At 54.9% G+C, this 17,516-nt stretch carries 14 protein-coding genes; 6 read left to right on the top strand and 8 right to left on the bottom strand.

Features of this window, described 5'->3' with window-relative positions:
- Positions 1 to 13: 13 nt before the first annotated feature.
- From R0137_RS14520 to bchF, 7 genes are read right to left on the bottom strand one after another with little or no spacing between them, the layout of a single operon-like run.
- Complete coding sequence (locus R0137_RS14520) at positions 14 to 1,441, bottom strand: BCD family MFS transporter (RefSeq protein WP_407327121.1); 1,428 nt, start codon at positions 1,439 to 1,441, stop codon at positions 14 to 16.
- On the bottom strand, positions 1,438 to 2,139 hold the full coding sequence (gene bchM, locus R0137_RS14515; protein WP_407327120.1) for a magnesium protoporphyrin IX methyltransferase: 702 nt from the start codon (positions 2,137 to 2,139) through the stop codon (positions 1,438 to 1,440). Before bchM ends, R0137_RS14520 begins: the two co-directional genes overlap by 4 nt.
- Positions 2,139 to 3,056 carry a ferredoxin:protochlorophyllide reductase (ATP-dependent) iron-sulfur ATP-binding protein gene (bchL, locus tag R0137_RS14510; RefSeq protein ID WP_405271254.1) on the bottom strand — a complete coding sequence of 306 codons (918 nt, stop codon included), beginning with the start codon at positions 3,054 to 3,056 and terminating at the stop codon, positions 2,139 to 2,141. Before bchL ends, bchM begins: the two co-directional genes overlap by 1 nt.
- Positions 3,053 to 6,823: a magnesium chelatase subunit H gene (locus R0137_RS14505; RefSeq protein ID WP_407327119.1), complete on the bottom strand. Its 3,771-nt coding sequence runs from the start codon at positions 6,821 to 6,823 to the stop codon at positions 3,053 to 3,055. Before R0137_RS14505 ends, bchL begins: the two co-directional genes overlap by 4 nt.
- Entirely contained in the window at positions 6,795 to 8,369 is a 1,575-nt protein-coding gene (bchB, locus tag R0137_RS14500; RefSeq protein WP_407327118.1) for a ferredoxin:protochlorophyllide reductase (ATP-dependent) subunit B, read from the bottom strand. Before bchB ends, R0137_RS14505 begins: the two co-directional genes overlap by 29 nt.
- 1 nt (position 8,370) lies before the next feature.
- Positions 8,371 to 9,657 (bottom strand): ferredoxin:protochlorophyllide reductase (ATP-dependent) subunit N, encoded by a 1,287-nt coding sequence (locus tag R0137_RS14495; protein ID WP_407327117.1) that lies wholly within the window; start codon positions 9,655 to 9,657, stop codon positions 8,371 to 8,373.
- Positions 9,654 to 10,172, bottom strand: a complete 519-nt coding sequence (gene bchF / locus R0137_RS14490) for a 2-vinyl bacteriochlorophyllide hydratase (protein WP_407327116.1) — start codon at positions 10,170 to 10,172, stop codon at positions 9,654 to 9,656. Before bchF ends, R0137_RS14495 begins: the two co-directional genes overlap by 4 nt.
- Before the next feature lie 257 nt (positions 10,173 to 10,429).
- Between bchF and ppsR the strand changes: the two genes are divergently transcribed.
- The 5 genes from ppsR to R0137_RS14465 all read left to right on the top strand — a co-directional run bounded on the left by ppsR (position 10,430) and on the right by R0137_RS14465 (position 15,718).
- Positions 10,430 to 11,806: a transcriptional regulator PpsR gene (gene ppsR / locus R0137_RS14485; RefSeq protein WP_407327115.1), complete on the top strand. Its 1,377-nt coding sequence runs from the start codon at positions 10,430 to 10,432 to the stop codon at positions 11,804 to 11,806.
- 69 nt (positions 11,807 to 11,875) lie between these two features.
- Positions 11,876 to 12,826 (top strand): chlorophyll synthase ChlG, encoded by a 951-nt coding sequence (chlG, locus tag R0137_RS14480; RefSeq protein ID WP_407327113.1) that lies wholly within the window; start codon positions 11,876 to 11,878, stop codon positions 12,824 to 12,826.
- Entirely contained in the window at positions 12,823 to 14,181 is a 1,359-nt protein-coding gene (locus R0137_RS14475; protein WP_407327112.1) for a BCD family MFS transporter, read from the top strand. The genes chlG and R0137_RS14475 overlap by 4 nt, the downstream gene beginning before the upstream one ends.
- A complete protein-coding gene (locus tag R0137_RS14470) occupies positions 14,171 to 15,385 on the top strand; it encodes a geranylgeranyl diphosphate reductase (RefSeq protein WP_407327111.1) in 1,215 nt (404 codons plus the stop codon). The genes R0137_RS14475 and R0137_RS14470 overlap by 11 nt, the downstream gene beginning before the upstream one ends.
- A gap of 60 nt (positions 15,386 to 15,445) precedes the next feature.
- Positions 15,446 to 15,718 carry a hypothetical protein gene (locus tag R0137_RS14465; RefSeq protein ID WP_407327110.1) on the top strand — a complete coding sequence of 91 codons (273 nt, stop codon included), beginning with the start codon at positions 15,446 to 15,448 and terminating at the stop codon, positions 15,716 to 15,718.
- 43 nt (positions 15,719 to 15,761) lie between these two features.
- Here the strand turns inward: R0137_RS14465 and acsF are convergent, their stop codons facing one another.
- Positions 15,762 to 16,826, bottom strand: coding sequence for a magnesium-protoporphyrin IX monomethyl ester (oxidative) cyclase (acsF, locus tag R0137_RS14460; protein WP_407327109.1), 1,065 nt, complete (start codon positions 16,824 to 16,826; stop codon positions 15,762 to 15,764).
- Positions 16,827 to 17,024: 198 nt separating this feature from the next.
- Between acsF and R0137_RS14455 the strand changes: the two genes are divergently transcribed.
- Positions 17,025 to 17,510: a BLUF domain-containing protein gene (locus tag R0137_RS14455; RefSeq protein ID WP_407327108.1), complete on the top strand. Its 486-nt coding sequence runs from the start codon at positions 17,025 to 17,027 to the stop codon at positions 17,508 to 17,510.
- The last annotated feature ends 6 nt before the right edge of the window (positions 17,511 to 17,516 follow it).

Genomic DNA, 17,516 nt, shown 5'->3' with positions numbered 1-17,516 from the left:
GTCAGGGTCTAAGTCAACTCGGAAATTCATGCAAAGCAAAATTGCTATCTTTCCCGACCTGCCCCGGGCCGCGTACCAGCGGTCCCAGTGCGATAAGTGCTGCAAAGAGCAGCAGTATTTCAATGTGGTAAACGGCGCTATAGCCCGTCACCGGATCCATCAGCGCGGCGCCGAGCTTCCCATTCACCGCAAGGTGAGTGATGTAGTCGCGCAAGCCGCCGCCCGCCGCGATTGCAAGCCCTGCGGCGGTCGCTTGCACCGCGCCCCAGGCTCCCAGCGCCAAACCTTTCTCTTCGTCGTTACCCAACGCCATGGCAGCGGTGAGAGTTCCAACGGCAAAGAACCCGCCACCCAGACCAATAAACGCGGCACCTATTTTGAAGAGCCAAGGCGAGCTGAGGGGGGCCGACAGAATGACCGCAGCAAAAGCGAAAAGGCCCAGAGCAGCGCCATAACCGGATAGTCGGATAGGGTCTGAACCCATGCTTAAGCGTTTTGAGGACAGTGCGAAGGCGATCAACATGCCAAGGCCCCAGATAGCGGATAGTCCCGTAGTTGCACTAACAGACATGCCCAGTACCTCGCCCCCATAGGGCTCCAGAAGAATGTCCTGCATGCTGAAAGCGGCGGTGCCCAAGCCTATTGCTAGAAGCAAGCGCTTGGTTTGGCTTGATTCGGTGAATGCGCCCCAGCTCTGAGAGAAACTTGGTCGCGGCCGCTCGGGGTCTGTGCGGGATGGCATGAGACTCTCTTGCCGCCAAAGAGCAATGGCGTTCAATACGATGGTCGCTATAGCAGCGCCCTGTATAACCTTGATCAGTTTGAGATTTGAAAAATCATCGAGAAGCATTGAGAACAGGAGTGCGCTCAGAATAGTTCCTAGAAGCAGCATCACGTAGAGCAGTGCCACAACCTTGGGGCGGGTATTGTCTGTGGCGAGATCTGTCGCCAATGCTAGCCCCGCGGTTTGCGTGATGTGCAGGCCCGCACCGACCATAAGAAAAGCGAATGCTGCAGCCAAAGGGCCCAACCATTCAGGGCCTGCTGTAGGATCTGCAAGCACTATGAGGGCAAAGGGCATGATCGCCAATCCGCCGAACTGCGTCATGCTGCCGCCCCAAATGTAAGGTACGCGACGCCAGCCCAGTAGGGACTTGTGATGATCTGAACGGAATCCTACGAGTGCTCTTAATGGCGCGAAAAACAGTGGCAGAGATACCATGAGTGACACCAACCAAGCGGATTGCCCCATTTCGAGGACCATCACTCTGTTTAGGGTGCCGTTGAGTAGGACCAACGCCATACCCACACTGATTTGAAATAGTGAGAGTCTTGCCAGGCGCGGCAAGGGGAGATCGCCGCTAACGGCGTCCGCAAAGGGAACCAGTGCAAGCACTGCTCCCGAAGGGAAAATACGATCTGTGATCGTAGTCAGGTTCACCGACGGCGTAACTCGCAGGCTTGGGATATATAGAACCCACTGTTTACTCGGGATACTCGACCTCGCTCCCAGGATTGCAGCGTTTCCTGTGACTGGATCATGCGATCGAGTCGCCTAGGGCTTACCGGCTGTATCGCTGGCGCACGATCACCCCTGGGGAAGAGTTTTCCCGTGGCGTGCATGATCTCAAGTAACACTGTGCTCGGAGCATGGGTAAACACCATGCTCTTACGCACACGTGGAGCGAGGCTGTTCAGTACTTCGATGCCGTCTTCGACGTCGTAATGGATCAGAGAGTCCATTGCCAAGACATGATCGAATTCGCCTGTAGCGAGGGCGGCCATATCGCCGACCTCGAAATCAATATGGCCCTTACCAATGTCTGAGGGAAGGCGCTCCCTGGCGATCTCGATGAGGGTTGCCGAGAGGTCTACGGCAAGAACCTGCGCACCTCGGGTCGCAAGTTCCACTGCGACCGATCCGGTACCGCAGCCGGCATCCAGAACACGGCATCCCTCGAGGTTTTTCGGTAACCAGGAGAGCAGCGTGTCGCGCATTTCATCGCGCCCCGCACGTACAGTTTGACGAATGCGGCTTACCGGCGCGTTAGAAGTGAGTTTTGTCCATGCGTCAGACGCAGTTCTATCGAAATAGGTTTCTATTTCTGAGCGTCGCTGGACGTAACTGTTGTCGGTCATTAGTCGAATCCCAGGAAGTCAAAGAGATCACGGTCTTTCATGGGCTCGGCATCGAGTGCATCCGTGCCTTCCCAAAGAGCGGTGGCGAGATTGAGGTACTCCTGCTGGACTGCGAGAAGTTCCGGCGTGTCGTCCATCTCAAACAGTGTGGACTTCTTGAGACGACTGCGACGAATGACATCAAGGTCGGGGAAGTGCGCTAGGCGCTTCAGTCCCACGGCATCGTTAAATCGATCGATCTCGTCGGTTCCCGAGCTGCGGTTGGCGATCACGCCGCCAAGGCGCACGGGGTAGTTCTTGGACTTAGCCTTAATCGCAGCAGCGATACGATTCATCGCGAAAATTGAATCAAAATCATTAGCCGTAACGACGAGTGCACGCTCCGCGTGTTGCAAAGGTGAGGCAAAGCCACCGCAAACTACATCGCCCAGTACATCAAAGATCACAACATCCGCGTCGTCCAGCAGGTGATGTTGCTTAAGCAGCTTGACCGTTTGGCCGACAACGTAACCACCACAGCCGGTTCCCGCAGGAGGGCCTCCTGCCTCGACACACATTACGCCGTTGTAGCCTTCGTACATGTAGTCGTCGGGTGTTAGTTCTTCGGAGTGGAACTCCACTGACTCCAAGACATCGATCACCGTTGGCATCAATGCCTTTGTCAGGGTGAACGTCGAATCGTGTTTGGGATCACAGCCGATCTGAATTACCCGCTTCCCCAGTTTGGAAAAAGCAACGGACAAATTAGAGGAGGTGGTGCTCTTTCCGATGCCACCTTTGCCATAGATCGCAAAAACCTTCGCTTTATCGATCTGCACGTCGGGATCGAGATGCACTTGCAAGCTGCCGTCCCCGTCCAGTCCGCGACTGTCATTGGGGTCAACTTGCTGAACCGGTATGTTGATGGGTTTGTTCATGCGGCTACTACTCCACTGGGAATGCCTTCCAGCCAGTCTTCAAGATCTTCGCTTGCACGGTGCAAGGCGTCGAGGCTCGCCTGGTCTGGTTGCCAATAATCGCGGTCGCTTGCTTCGAGCAAACGGTTCACAACCTTGATGGCAGAATGAGGATTAAGTTGCGCGAGACGATCGCGCATCGATTCGTCGAGAATAAATGTTTCGGACATGCTCTGATAAACCCAAGGCGCGACCTGGCCTGTGGTTGCAGACCAGCCCAAGGTGTTAGTGACATGTGCTTCTATCTGGCGCACGCCTTCGAAGCCGTGCTCAAGAATGCCTTCGTACCACTTTGGGTTCAGAACGCGGGTACGTGTCTCAAGGGCGACTTGCTCTTCCAGCGTTCGTACCTTGCCGCTGTTCGAGGTTTGGTCGGAAATGTAAACGGGAACTTCTTGCCCGTTGCGCGCACGCTTTACTGCTCGGCTGATGCCGCCGAGGGTGTCAAAGTATTGGTCTAGTGACGTGATGCCGACCTCTACCGAGTCGAGGTTCTGATAAGCCAGATCCACGGTGGCAAGCATGCTGTTGAGTAGTTCGGCATGGGGTGCAACATTGCCATCGCGACCGTAGGCAAAACACTTTCGAGATGTGTAAGCATCGGCAAGTTCACCGTCATCTTCCCAGCGGCTGTCATCGACCAAAAGGTTTACGTTTGACCCATAGGCGCCATCGGCGTTGCTAAACACGCGTAAGGCGGCTGTTTCAAAATCGCAGGCTTGCTCTTCTTGTTGCGCCAGAGTGTGCTTCCGTACGTAGTTCATCTCCAGCGGCTCATCAGCTGCAGAGGCGAGGTAACTGGCCTCTGCCAGCATTCGGGTCTGTAATGGAAGTAGGTCTCTGAAAATCCCCGATAGCGTCATAATGACGTCTATTCGGGGTCTTCCAAGTTCTTCTAATGAAATGAGTCGTGCACCACTGACACGGCCGTAGCCGTCTATTCGCGGTTCCGCTCCCATCAGCGCCAAGGCCTGGGCAATGGGGCCGCCTTCATTTTTCATGTTGTCCGAGCCCCAAAGGACAAGGGCTACTGTTTCCGGAAGAGCTTCGCCCGATTCTGCGTGTTTACTCAGCAGATTTGCGGTTTGTCTCAGTCCATCACGCATCGCGAATTGGCTGGGTAGACGGTAGGGGTCGAAGCCGTGAAGGTTGCGACCCGTTGGTAAAATATCTGTAGTGCGCAACAAGTCGCCCCCGGGTGCGGGCGCGATGAAGCGGCCATCCAATGCGTGGAGAATCGCCTCTATTTCCGGGTTGCGATGTAAATGCTCTGCAGTATGCGTTAGAGAGCTAATCGCAGCGCCAAGATCATCTCGATCGGGATTTGCCGTCTCGAGGAGCTCGGCAAAAGTATCGGTGTCGCCACGCTCAAGTGCATTTACCTGCGCGGTATCCAGAATGAGTTCGTGCCCCGCAGATCCGACAGCAGTGAGCATGTCTTTGCGTTCTTCCTCCGAGCCGGTTTCGCCGACCACGTGTAGACCATAGGGAATAAGTGTCTCTTCCAACTCGATCAAGGAGCGGCGCAGGGTCTCGATGATGGCGCTGCTGTCTTCGTTCCATGCTGGAGTTTCAGCACAAAGATCAAGTTCTGCCCCTTGCGCTTGAATGACTGCGGCCAGGTCTGATCGCACCTCAGCGCTGTCGTCGGCGCCGCTGCGCCAGCGTTCAATAGTCTCTTTGAGCTCTTGAAGGCCTTTGTAAAGATCGGCACGGGTGATTGGCGGAGTCAGGTAGCTGATGAGGGTAGCCCCAGCTCTACGCTTCGCGATCATGCCTTCAGACGGATTGTTGGCGGCGTACAGGTAATAGTGGGGGATGTCGCCAATAAGGCGTTGGGGCCAGCAGCTTTCACTCATGCCGGATTGCTTGCCTGGCATAAACTCCAGTGCACCGTGGGTCCCAAAATGCAGTAGGGAGTGCGCTGCGAAATCTTCCCGTATGTAACGGTAAAACGCTGAAAAAGCGTGGGTGGGCGAGAATCCGCGCTCGAATAGCAAGCGCATGGGGTCGCCCTCATAACCAAAGCCCGGTTGTACGCCGACAAACACGTTCCCGAACTGTGCGCCCAGAACAAACAGCGAGCGCCCATCGGTATTCTGCTTGCCGGGAACAGGGCCCCATTGTGCTTCAATTTCTTCGAGGTGCGGTTCGCGTGTTACGTGATCGTCGGAAGAGATCAGCGTGTGCACATTTGCCATCGCACCGTAACGTGCGGCGTTGCCCTCGACAATAGCCTCACGGAGCGCATCTACTGATTGTGGGACTTCGACCTCGTAGCCGTCCTCGCGTAAGGCTCTAAGAGTGTTCATCAGCGACTGAAACACCGATAGGTTTGCGGCGGTGCCGGTATTGCCTGCGTTGGGTGGGAAGTTGAATATCACCATCGCCACGCGACGTTCGCTTTTTGGCGTCTTGCGGAGTTCAACGAGTCGCAGCGCGCGATCGGCCAAAGCATCGACACGCTCGGGGTGGGCGCGCATGGCATGAGTGTCCCCTTTGGTACCGGGCATCGAGGCCGAATCAGAGCGGCCGCCATAGACCGAAGGAACGCTTGCACCGTCGAGTTCAGGGATAGCGACCATCATTGTCGCCTCCACAGGCATGAGTCCGTGGCCGGATGTTTCCCACTGCTCAATGCTCTGAAACTCAAGAGCATGCGCCGCTATGTACGGGACATCCAGGGAGGCAAGCATATTCTCCGCCGCCTTTGAATCGTTGTAGGCAGGGCCCCCAACCAAAGAGAATCCGGTTAGGGATACCAGGAGATCAATTGTTGGCTCGCCGTCTTTCATGAAGTAGGCGTCAACGGCCGGCCGCGCATCCAGCCCGCTAGCAAAGGCTGTGATGACACTGAGTCCTCGGGCCCTCAGTCCTTCGATAACCGCGTCGTAATGCTCTGTGTTTTCGGCTAGGGCGTAGGAGCGCATGATCAACAAGCCCACCGTGCCTTTCTGACCCTTACGGAGGGTCTGTCGTCCCAGCTTGTCGAAGATGGGCTTCGTGGCGAGGGGGTCGTAGAGTCCCACGTCGGGGTAGTCCACTGGATTCCCGGACTTGAGCTTACCCCGCAAGCCGCTGCGCTCCTTGCTTGCGTAGCGATCAGTGAGGTAAGCGATCATTCTACGGAGATTTTCCTCGGAACCCGCGAGCCAGTACTGCAGGGTCAGAAAATAGGCTCTGACGTCCTGGGAAGTGCCTGGTATGAATCGCAGGATTCGCGGCAACTGCTTTAGGACTGCCAGTTGCTGGGCACCTGGTGGCTTCTTCGCCTTTTCACTGTTGCCTCGGAGGCGTTTGAGTAGCGCCACAGCACCGGTAGCCTCGCCGTCCATGGTGAACTTGCCCATGCGAGTGAGCTTCATGATCTCAGCGCCAGACATTGCACAGATCATCGCGTCACAGTGATCTCTTCGCTCTTGCAGAGCCGGCAGGACCGCATTGATTTGGTCTTCCATGAACATCATGGTGACCAGAATGATGTCCCCAGTGGCTATATCGTCCTTGCAGCGCTTCAATGCTTCGTTTTCGCCGTGCCAATCGGCAGAGGCGTGAACTTTTACAGAAAGCCCGGGCGCGTCCTTTTGAAGATCGAGAGCGGCACGCGAAATGCTGCTCGTAACATGATTGTCGAGTGTTATGACGACGAAGCTCAGCGTGTCATCGGCCGCAGTTTTGGCGGCTTTAGGGGCGGTTTTTTTACCGGCTGAAGTGGGCTTTTGCTTCATAGAGCGTATCCACTTTGATCACGTTTACGCCGTTATCGGCTGCGAATCGTTCGGTATTCCGTTTTGCTTTTCCTCTTACAAAGAAAGGAATCTTGCGCAATTCTCGTTCGGCATTCAGGTCCCAGGTGAGCTGAGCGTTAGCGTCCTCCGTGGTCATATCGTGACTCGCATCGTTTACCGCAGGCTCTTCGCTGCGAGTAGCGACGCCCTCTGCAGCGAGGTGAGACGGTTGCGCGCCATCGTTAAACTCGAAGTCATCGCGGAACATGGCGAGGAGATGTTCCTCAAGTCCCATCATCAGAGGGTGTACCCAGCTGTCGAAGATAACGTTCGCGCCTTCGTAACCCATCTGCGGTGAGTATCGAGCGGGATAATCTTGAACGTGGGCCGGTGTGGAGATAACCGCACAAGGGACGCCGAGACGCTTGGCGATATGCCGTTCCATCTGCGTGCCTAGCACCAGTTCGGGCTGAAGCTCACTTATGACGCGTTCCACTTCCAGGTAGTCATCGCTGATCAATGCTTCCAGGCCCAGCTCTTTAGCGGCGGTGCGCACTGATCGTGCTTGTTCTCTGGAGTAGGTGCCCATGCCCACAACTTCGAAAGCCAGTTCTTCGTGAGCAATACGTGCGGCGGCTATGGTGTGGGTAGCATCGCCAAACACAAAGACGCGTTTGCCGGTAAGGTAGGTTGAGTCCACGGATCGTGAGTACCAGGGTAAACGTGACTCCGTAGTGTCGGGCACATGAGCTATGCCAAGAGTTTGAGCGACCTCAGCAACAAATTCGCGGGTCGCTCCAACGCCGATGGGGACAGTCTTTATCATGGGCTGTTTGAAGTTTCGCTGCAGCCAATCACAGGCTGGACCAGCAATCTCTGGATATAGGCAAACGTTGGCGTCGGCTTCTGGAAGTCGTAACAGATCGTGTGGTGTCGCGTTGAGTGGAGCGCATACATTGACACGAACGCCCATCTCGGTGAGCAACTGCGTTATTTCTCGAACATCGTCGCGGCAGCGAAATCCCAAAGAGCTCGGGCCCAGAAGGTTGACGCAAGGTTGCTCGTTCTCATGCTTGGGTGCTTCGCTGCCAGGTGCCGGTACTCGACTTTGAAGAAGGCCGCGCACCAGACTGTAGAAGGTCTCACCAGCGCCCCAGTTTTCTTTGCGGGAGTAGGCCAGCATCTCAACGGGTACAACCGGTACGCTCAGTCCGCTGCTAGTAGCTAGCGATCCAGGCTGATCTTGAATCAGCTCCGCGGTACAGGAGTCACCCACGAGTAATACCTGAGGTTGGTGTCGTTCCACTGCTGCATGGATGCTTTTGAGTACAAGTTCAGCTGTGTCGCTGCCAAGATCCCGCGCTTGAAAGGTGGTGTAGGTGACCGGGGGCCTGTGATTGTCGCGCTCGATCATCGTGAATAGGAGATCGGCGTAGCTGTCACCTTGGGGGGCGTGGAGAAGCAGGTGAACGCCACGCATAGAATTTGCAATGCGGATGGCTCCGACGTGGGGGGGGCCTTCGTAAGTCCAGAGCGATAACTCCATTTTAGACCTCTAACCGCGCAGCGCGCGTCAAAGGTCGAGAGAACAAGCCCGCGAGATCACCGGCCTGATCAAAGCCCTGAATGGGGCTAAAAATCAGTTCTATGGACCATTTACTGCGCAAACCTTCAGCTTCGAGAGGGTTGGCAATACCCATACCGCAAACAGTGAGATCGGGCCTGAGTTCGCGAACATGCTCTAGACGAGACTCGAGATCGCCGCCCTCAATCATGTCTGGGTGGTCGCCAAAGAGTTCAAGCTCACTAGCCATGATATGTGGATCGTGAAAAGGCGTCGTGATCGATTCAACATTCATTTCGCACTCTCGCGCCAGGAAGCGCGCAAGGGGTAACTCGAGTTGTGAGTCGGGTAAAAATGCTATTCGCTTGCCCTTTAGCTTCTCTCGCTGATAACTCACAGCCTGCCGTGCTCGTGCAAGAGGGGCAGCGGTGACTTCGTCGAACAGCGTGTCTGCCACGCCAAAGGCGTCTGCCGCAGCTTTGAGCCACAGGAGGCTCCCCTCTGCACCCAGAGGGAAAGGAGCGTTAAGTATCGTCGCGCCTTGGCCTTTCAGGGCGTGAGCGGTCTCAGTCAGATAGGGCTGAGCCAATAGCACCTTCGTGTTTGCGTCGGCGCGGGGCATTGCGTCTCCGCTGCGTGCCGGCAAGAAAGCGATGGGACCAATACCGAGCGCGTCAAACATCCGTTGAAACTGGTCTTCTACGATGTCTGAAAGTGTGCCTGCAATGATTAAAGCGGGACTTTCCTGATCTTTTCGATGCTTGCTTGCCTCGACGAGTTCGGTGAGGCACTTGTCCTCCCCTTGAGTGAAGGTTGTTTCAATGCCGCTGCCGCTGTAGGCAACCATCCGGACGCGTCCGCTGTGACGAGTCTGAAGACGGCTAGCCGCGTTGTTTAAGTCGAGTTTGATTACTTCTGACGGGCACGAGCCGACCAGAAACAGTGTCTTTATCTCCGGGCGCCGGGCGAGAAGCTCTTCAACGACTCGGTCCAGTTCTTCGTGGCAATCCGCCATACCCGCGAGATCGCGATCCTGTAAAATAGCGGTAGCAAAACGAGGTTCTGCAAATATCATTACGCCCGCAGCTGACTGGAGCAGGTGGGCACAGGTTCGTGAGCCAACCACCAAAAAGAACGCGTCCTGAATTTTGCGGTGAAGCCAAACAATCGACGTAAGCCCGCAAAACACAGCGCGTTGTCCACGCTCAACGGTTATTACTGGGCTTGTTGAGAGCGATGTACTGTCGCTGGCAAGTACCGCCTCGGTCATTTGAGAGCGCCTTGTAATCCCATATCAAGCTCTTTGTCTGGCTCGTCTTGACGCGCCGCTTGAAGTTTCATCAGAAACTGCGCGGCGTTAATGACGTAGGTGCCATAGGCGGCAAGGGCGATCCACATTTGCTGCTGTGGTGTGCCGTATCCAGCGAGCCAGCAAAGTACATAAGCGACGTGCAGCGCGATCACACCGAAGCTGACAACGTCTTCCCAAAAGAAAGCCGGTGCAAACAAGTACTGTCCGAACACGACTTTTTCCCAGATTGCGCCCGTTACCATGATGGTTAAGAGCACCAATGTTTTAACGATCACCGAGGTTGCGGCAGCCTCCAGGCCAGAACCATTGATCATATAGTTCAGAACCAGCACTAGGCTGATAAGAAAAACGAGGAACTGCAGTGGGGCAAGTAGCCCCTGAACCAGTGTCCAGCGAGTAGCATCGCGGCGTTGCCGCTGGTCCGGCGTGTATAGCGGGGTGTTCGGTCTTCCCCGTTCTTTTTGTAAAGCCATCAAGCAGACCCCTGCCTTTGCTCACTGATTCAAGGATGAATGTAGTGCTGGCGACTGCCTATGTCAATTATAATTTACACATAGATGCGTTCAAAAGAATTGACACATATAGGGCGGTGGTCTTTACTGTAAATCTATGGGTCTTGGCAATGGTGTTAACCATGCTTTACGCGTGCCATAATCACGCCCGCCACGCGCTAAACTGACGCGCCTGGTGTCTCTTTGTCGAATTTTTGTCTACTTTTGGATGAGCATTCTTGCTAGCCAAGCAAACTAAGCCCGTACTGGCAGGACTGCTCTCACGCGTTGCAGATCTTGCACTGACGCTCGATGAGAGTGGCACTATTTTAGGTGTCGAATCCTGGAGCATGGAGTTACCCGAGGATCTTGCCGATCTTTGGGTGGGCGCGGTGCTGTCTGATACCTTGCTTGAAGGTAGCGAAGACCGCGCTGATGGCGCCTTGGTTCAGGCCGCATCCGGTGGTGGTCGGGTAGATCTCGTTCACCGGCTTGAAGGGAGTCCCGACGGCTTGCCCGTGCAGTACCAGGTCATGGGTGGCGAGGATGGGCAGGTCTTTTTTGTAGGCAATGACCTACGTTCCGATGCGAGTCTCCGTCAGCAGCTGGTTAACGCTCAACAGGCTCTGGAACAGGATTATTGGCGCTTGCGTCAGGTAGAGACCCGTTATCGCAGACTCTTCGATATGGTTGGGGACGCAGTTCTTGTCCTGGATGCTCTGAGCTTTAGGGTGCTGGAGGCTAATCCCCGGGCTATTGAGTTGCTTAGCGGTAGCGACAAAAGCTTGGTGGGTAAGGTCTTTCCTAAAGGCTTAGACGCAGACTCTGCGCGGGCCCTGCAGGACATGATGGCTGAAATTAGAACCGTGGGGCGATCTCAGTTGCATAATCTCGTGCTCGCGGATGGCGAGACCCGTATTGATGTGTCCGCGAGCTTTCTGCGGCAGGCAGGTGAAGAGCGCTTCCTGCTTCGCATGGGGACGCGGGAGCCTGCGGTGCAAAAGCAGGGCGCACCGAAAGGTGTCTATCTCGAGGAAATGGTGCGTAACGCGCCAGACGCTGTGGTCTTAACGGATGCTGAGGGCCGTATAATGGCCGTGAACAACAGCTTTCTGGAGTTGGCCCAATTGGTCGCTGAAGAGCAGGTGCTCGGCCATTCTGCTGACCGTTGGCTCGGAAGAAGCGGTGTCGACCTCAATGTGCTGCTTTCCAATCTTCGAGACAAGTCCGTCGTTAGGCTGTTTTCCTCCACGTTGATGCCTCAGGCAGGAAGTCCTGCTGAGGTGGAGATATCTGCTTGTCGGTTGGACGAGCCGGATGGCGCCGCATATGCGTTGTTTATTCGTGATGTCGAACGGCGCGTTGCTCGTGATCATCCTGTGTCCGCCAAGCTGCCGAGCTCTATCGAGCAGGTCACGCAAAGGGTGGGGCGAGTGCCGTTGAAGGACCTTGTGCGGGAGTCTACCGATCTTATCGAAGCCTTGTGCATCGAAACTGCGCTGGAGGTGACACAAGACAACCGTGCTTCTGCGGCGGAGCTTCTGGGTTTGTCGCGTCAATCTCTCTACGCGAAGCTGCGTCGTTTTAACATTGGTGGTGACGACGACTCCGAGTGACCGTAGTGTTCCCTTTGGTTGACGCTATAAGGACGAGGTATAGGTTGACTTGATAGGCGTCAATTAAAATTGACACTTAAAAGTGTCGGTTCTATATTACACCTCATGCAGCCCGCTGATCTCTCCACGCCAACCCGAGCTTTTCCCGAACCCAAAGCTCTTCTTGAGCTTCTCAAACCGATTACCTGGTTTCCACCGATGTGGGCCTTCGTTTGCGGAGCGATCTCCTCCGGGCAGTCTTTGGGTGATCATCCGAGCTTAGTAGTGGCGGGTGTAATCCTCGCTGGCCCTTTGGTTTGTGGTGGTAGTCAGATTGTTAATGACTGGTTCGACCGGCATGTAGACGCCATCAATGAACCGAATCGTCCTATCCCTTCGGGGCGCGTACCTGGCGAGTGGGGTCTGTACTACGCTATTGCCTGGTCTGTTCTCGCTCTGGGTTTTAGTGCCCTGTTAGGGGAGTGGGTGTTTTGGGCGACCCTTGTGGGCCTGTTTTTAGCTTGGGCCTATAGTGCGCCACCCATGCGTCTCAAGTTGAACGGTTGGTACGGCAATCTTGCTGTTGGTGTCAGCTACGAAGGGCTCGCATGGATTACCGGTGCAGCCGTGATGCTTGGCGGTGTCATGCCATCGCCGAAAATCCTCATGCTCGCAGGCCTATATAGTCTTGGTGCTCACGGCATCATGACGCTCAATGATTTCAAGTCTATAAACGGTGACCGCAGTATTGGCATTCGCTCTTTGCCCGCCAGTTTAGGTGCAGATAGAGCTGCGCGGCTTGCCTGTGTGGTGATGGCTGTTCCTCAGCTTGTTGTCATCGGCTTGCTGGTTCAATGGGGGCACCCCGTTGCCGCCGGAGGCATCGCGTGCTCGTTGTTTCTTCAGGCCTTAGCGATGGTCAAGATGCTCAAAGACCCTCTGGGTCTAGCCCCTTGGTATAACGGTACGGGTGTGACCCTGTACGTTCTGGGCATGATGCTAAGTGCCTTCGCGATTCGCGGCTCGGTGTCGTGGCTGTGAATCAAGTATTGGGTCTGAGCTGGGCAGGTATTGTACGTTTGGGTTTGGTGCAGACTAGTTTGGGCGCCATCATTGTTCTCACAACAACGGTTATTAACCGCGTCATGGTGGTGGAGTTGGCGCTGCCGGCAATGCTTCCCGGGATACTGGTCGGGATTCACCATGCGGTTCAAATGTCTCGACCACGTTTCGGGCATGGCTCTGACGTAGGTGGAAGGACAACTGGCTGGATAGTCGGGGGTATGCTGGTGCTCGCGCTCGGCGGTGTCGCGGCTGCCGCAGGCACGGTACTTATTGCTACTGATGTTTTTTGGGGTCTGGTCGTATCGACGCTGGCGTTTGTAGCGATAGGGCTTGGTGCCAGTGCAGCGGGTACTTCGACGCTTGTCACCTTGGCTAAGCACGTCGCGCCGCACAGAAAAGCAGCTGCGGCGACCATTGTCTGGATCATGATGATTGCGGGTTTTGCAATCACAGCGGGGGTGGCTGGACAGTATCTTGATCCTTTTACACCGATGCGACTGCTATCCGTTACGGCGTCTGTTTCGACGATAGCGTTTGTCTTAACTGTAGTTTCAGTTTTCCGCCTTGAGCCAAAGAATGTTCTTACGGCTCAAGATCGAGCCGCCTTAAGTACGCAGCGAGGAAGCTTTTCAAAAGCGTTGAGGGAAGTCTGGCACGAGCCGGAAGCCAAGCGTTTCACCATCTTTGTATTCGTTTCTATGCTCGCCTACAGCGCGCAGGATCTGATACTCGAGCCCTTTGCAGGCACGGTATTTTCGATGACGCCAGGCGAGTCCACATCTTTGTCTGGCTTGCAGCATAGCGGTGTGCTCTTGGGGATGATTATTGTGGCCGCGACAACGCTTGTTCGAAAAAACGCTGACACTGTGGTGCTGCGTCGCTGGACGATTGTTGGCTGCCTGGCGTCGGCCGTTTCTCTCGCGGCGATTGCCATCGGGGGAAGTTTTCCGCAGACCTGGCCTCTGGGTGGCAACGTGTTTGTATTGGGTGTTTCCAATGGTGCTTTTGCCGTTGCAGCCATCGCGTCGATGATGAGTCTCGCTAGTGCGGGGAAAACAGGCGCCGAGGGTTTGCGAATGGGTCTGTGGGGTGCTTCCCAGGCCATCGCCTTTGCCTTGGGCGGTTTTCTAGGGACCGTTGCTATTGATGTGAGTCGCGGTTTTATAGGCGACCCTGTTATGGCCTACGGTCTGGTCTTTAGTCTTGAGGCGGTTATGTTTGTTGTAGCCGCTGTAATCGGAATGCGTTTGCGGCCTGCGGTGTCTGACGACCCGCAGCCGATGCCTAGTTTTGGCGAGATCGCTATGGTGGAGGTGCTTGATGCACGATGAGCCAGTAACAGAAAAGCTACCAGAATATGATGTGGTAGTTGTCGGCGGTGGGCCCGCAGGCGCTACCGCTGCCTACGACCTTACAAAGTCCGGTAAAAGCGTTCTATTGATCGAGCGGGGCTTTCGAATAAAGCCCTGTGGTGGAGCCATACCACCTCGAGCAGTAGAGCAGTTTAATATTCCCTCGGAACAGATTGTCGCGAGGATTCGTTCTGCCCGGATGATTTCACCGGCAGATCAGAGAGTCGATATGCCCGTGGGAGACACTTATGTCGCTATGGTTGATCGAGACAAGTTTGATCCCTTTCTTCGTGAGCGTGCGGTGGAAGCTGGGGCGACCCTGCAAATAGGCGCCTACAAGTCCTTGGTTTATCAGAACGACGGTCGAGTACGTTTACGCTATCTCGATAAGTCCGGCAGCGGTGGCGAGCACGAGGTCGTAGCGAGCGCCGTGATCGGTGCCGATGGTGCCAAGTCCCGCGTGGGTGCGCAGTGCATCCCGGGGGGAGGGAAGCTGAAGTGCGTATTCGCTTATCACGAGATTGTGGAGGCGCCCGAGCCTGAGGACGGTGCTGACTATCAGGAGACACGCTGCGATGTCTGGTATCAGGGGCGGCTTTCACCGGATTTTTATGCCTGGGTGTTTCCCCATGGTAAGCATGCGAGTATCGGCACAGGCAGCGCACTAAAAAACTATTCCGCGACGGCGGCTGTAGAGGCCTTGCGTAAGGATGTCGGACTCGATGGTGCCAAGACCGTTCGTCGGGAAGGTGCGCCCATCCCAATGAAGCCTCTCAAGCGCTGGGACGATGGGCGCGCTGTGCTTTTGGCGGGTGACTCAGCAGGGGTCGTTGCTCCTGCATCGGGGGAGGGTATTTACTATGCCCTTCTCGGTGGTCGTCTGGCGGCAGACGCTGTGAATGAGTTTCTCCTGAGTCGTAACCCGGCAGCGTTAAAAACCGCGCGCAAGCGTTTCATGAAACTCCACGGCAAGGTGTTCTTTGTTCTCGGTCTCCTCCAGAGATTCTGGTACGGCAGCGACAAGCGCAGAGAGAAGTTTGTCAAAATGTGTCGCGATCCGGATATCCAATACCTCACTTGGCAGTCCTATACGCAGAAAGAGCTGGTGCGCGAGCGGCCCACCGCACACGTTAAGATTTTTTTCAAGGATCTTGCCGAACTGTTGGGGTTGGCGCGCGCTTAGACTATTGCGGCCCTATGTTTCTTGCCTTGCTTTGATTTTGGCTGACCGAGTAGCGATGGCGTGTCGGCACTAGACGACTTTCTTCGTGGCGGCCATGCTGCCGAGTTGATACTACTGCTCGTATTCTGCGAGCTATTGTTTCTTTCTTTTAGGTGTATTCGAGGAGTTGGTGCGCCGCCGCGGCGGTGGTTGTCGCCCCTATTGGCAGGTGCTTTCCTGGTGCTTGCCTTACGTCTTGCTCAATCTGGTGCATCGGGAGAGATGCTCGGTGTGGCTTTGGCCGTAGCGGGCGTTGCGCACCTTATGGGCTATGCCAGCCGCTGGCACGGCTGACTTACGGTTACTGTCTAAAGTAGTTGTAAGTAGAGCTATTCCGTTACCAGGTGGGCTCCATACGGAAGTCTTCTGGTAGTTCATGATGCTTGACGGGTAGGCAGTAGAGTCTGGCAAAGGTGAGTCCAGCCGATACCGCCAAAGCTCCTGCTGTTAAGCGCCCCATAATGCCACCACGTTCTTTAGCGGCCGTCGACTTGGCGCTGATGTCCCGTAGGCGCTCTAGCCCCTTGCGGAATCGTGGGTCATCCGTGTCTACCGACAAGGGAAACACTTGTTGAGTAATCGCGGTGGTGATGTCGAAGACCCGGAAGTCGAATTCCGTGGGGTCCATGCCAAGCGCTTCGTAAAGCTTCGGTCGATTGTGGTCGCGTACATACATAGTTGAGTAGACCGCAATAATAAAGAAGCGTATCCAGAGTTTGTTGTGACCGCGGAGGAGCTCTGGTTGAGCGCGCATCATTAGCGCGAACGATTCGCCATGGCGAAACTCGTCGTTACACCACTCCATGAACCAGTTAAAGATGGGATGAAAGCGCTGTTCAGGGTGTTTCTCCAGGTGACGATAAATCGTGATGTACCGCGCGTAGCCGATTTTCTCTGAAAGATAGGTTGCGTAGTAGATGAACTTGGGGCGAAAGTAGGTGTACTCTTTCTGACGTTTCAGGAATCCCAGGTCAACCGCAACTCCGAGCTGTTTTAGGGCTTTGTTGATAAAGCCAGCATGGCGGGATTCGTCTCTGGCCATGTAACCCATGAGGTCCGCAATCGCCGGATTGTCCACGTTCTTTTTGATTTCTTGATACAATACGCAGCCTGAGTATTCGGCTGTGATTGAGCTGGTAAGAAAGTCGATGAATTCCTCGTGTAGTTCAGGGTCACTGGTGAGAGTTGTAGCGTCGTAGTCAAATTCCTGCCTAAAGTGGGCTCGGTTTCGGTCCTCTTTGTACTCCTCCATCATTGAGTTCCACTGTTGGCGAACGGGTTCTACGTTGATTTTGCCGACGGCGTCGTAGTCAGTGCGATAAAAGCGAGGAGCTAGTAGCTCGCTGCGTACAGCTTGCTCTGTAGTGTCATTTATTTTGGTGGTTTGCATGGGTGCGTTCATGGCTGATCCTCTCGCGTAGACTGCATATGACCCGTGAAGTACGCTTCCGGGGGCGGGTCTAAAAGTGTCAACTAAACTTGACTATTCTAATGTCAAGAATAGTTAACTATACTCAAAGTCTCAAGGCCTAATTGCAATTTGTTGCGGGTTTATTCGCAGTGCTTCAGCGGGCCTCACCACGAGTGCCGGGGAGGGCCTGTGGCGCAGCAACCCCACAAGTCTGTTAGTCAGTCAAAAGGTGACGTAGAGTCCCTACAGGAGTTCACCTTGTACAGTTTGGGTTATGTAAGCACGCAAACGCGACCGCTTAACAACGATCAAATGCTCTCGATTCTCGAGAGTGCTAGGAAAGCGAATGCTCAGCTAGGTGTGACCGGGGTTCTCCTTCACCGACAAGATTCTTTTTTTCAGGTCCTCGAAGGTGCTAAGGAAGAGGTGAAGGCTCTTTTTGAAAAGATCCGCCGGGACGCAAGGCATGAGCGAGTAGAAGTTGTGACTGAGGGGCCTATTCGGAATCGTGAATACAACGATTGGCGGATGGCTTTTATCGAACTCGACGGCCAGGATTTTAGCGCGATGCCGGGTTTTTCTGATCTGATGCGAAACACGCCCGCCGCGAGAGAGTTCTTACAAACCTTATCTAGAACCAAGAAGCTTGCATTGTTGTTTAGCGTGATGGATTGATCGATG

The organism is Congregibacter brevis, assembly GCF_045689245.1.
GTDB lineage: Bacteria > Pseudomonadota > Gammaproteobacteria > Pseudomonadales > Halieaceae > Congregibacter > Congregibacter brevis.
The sequence above is the reverse complement of the archived record's forward strand: the minus strand, read 5'-3'. Positions and strand labels throughout refer to the sequence as shown.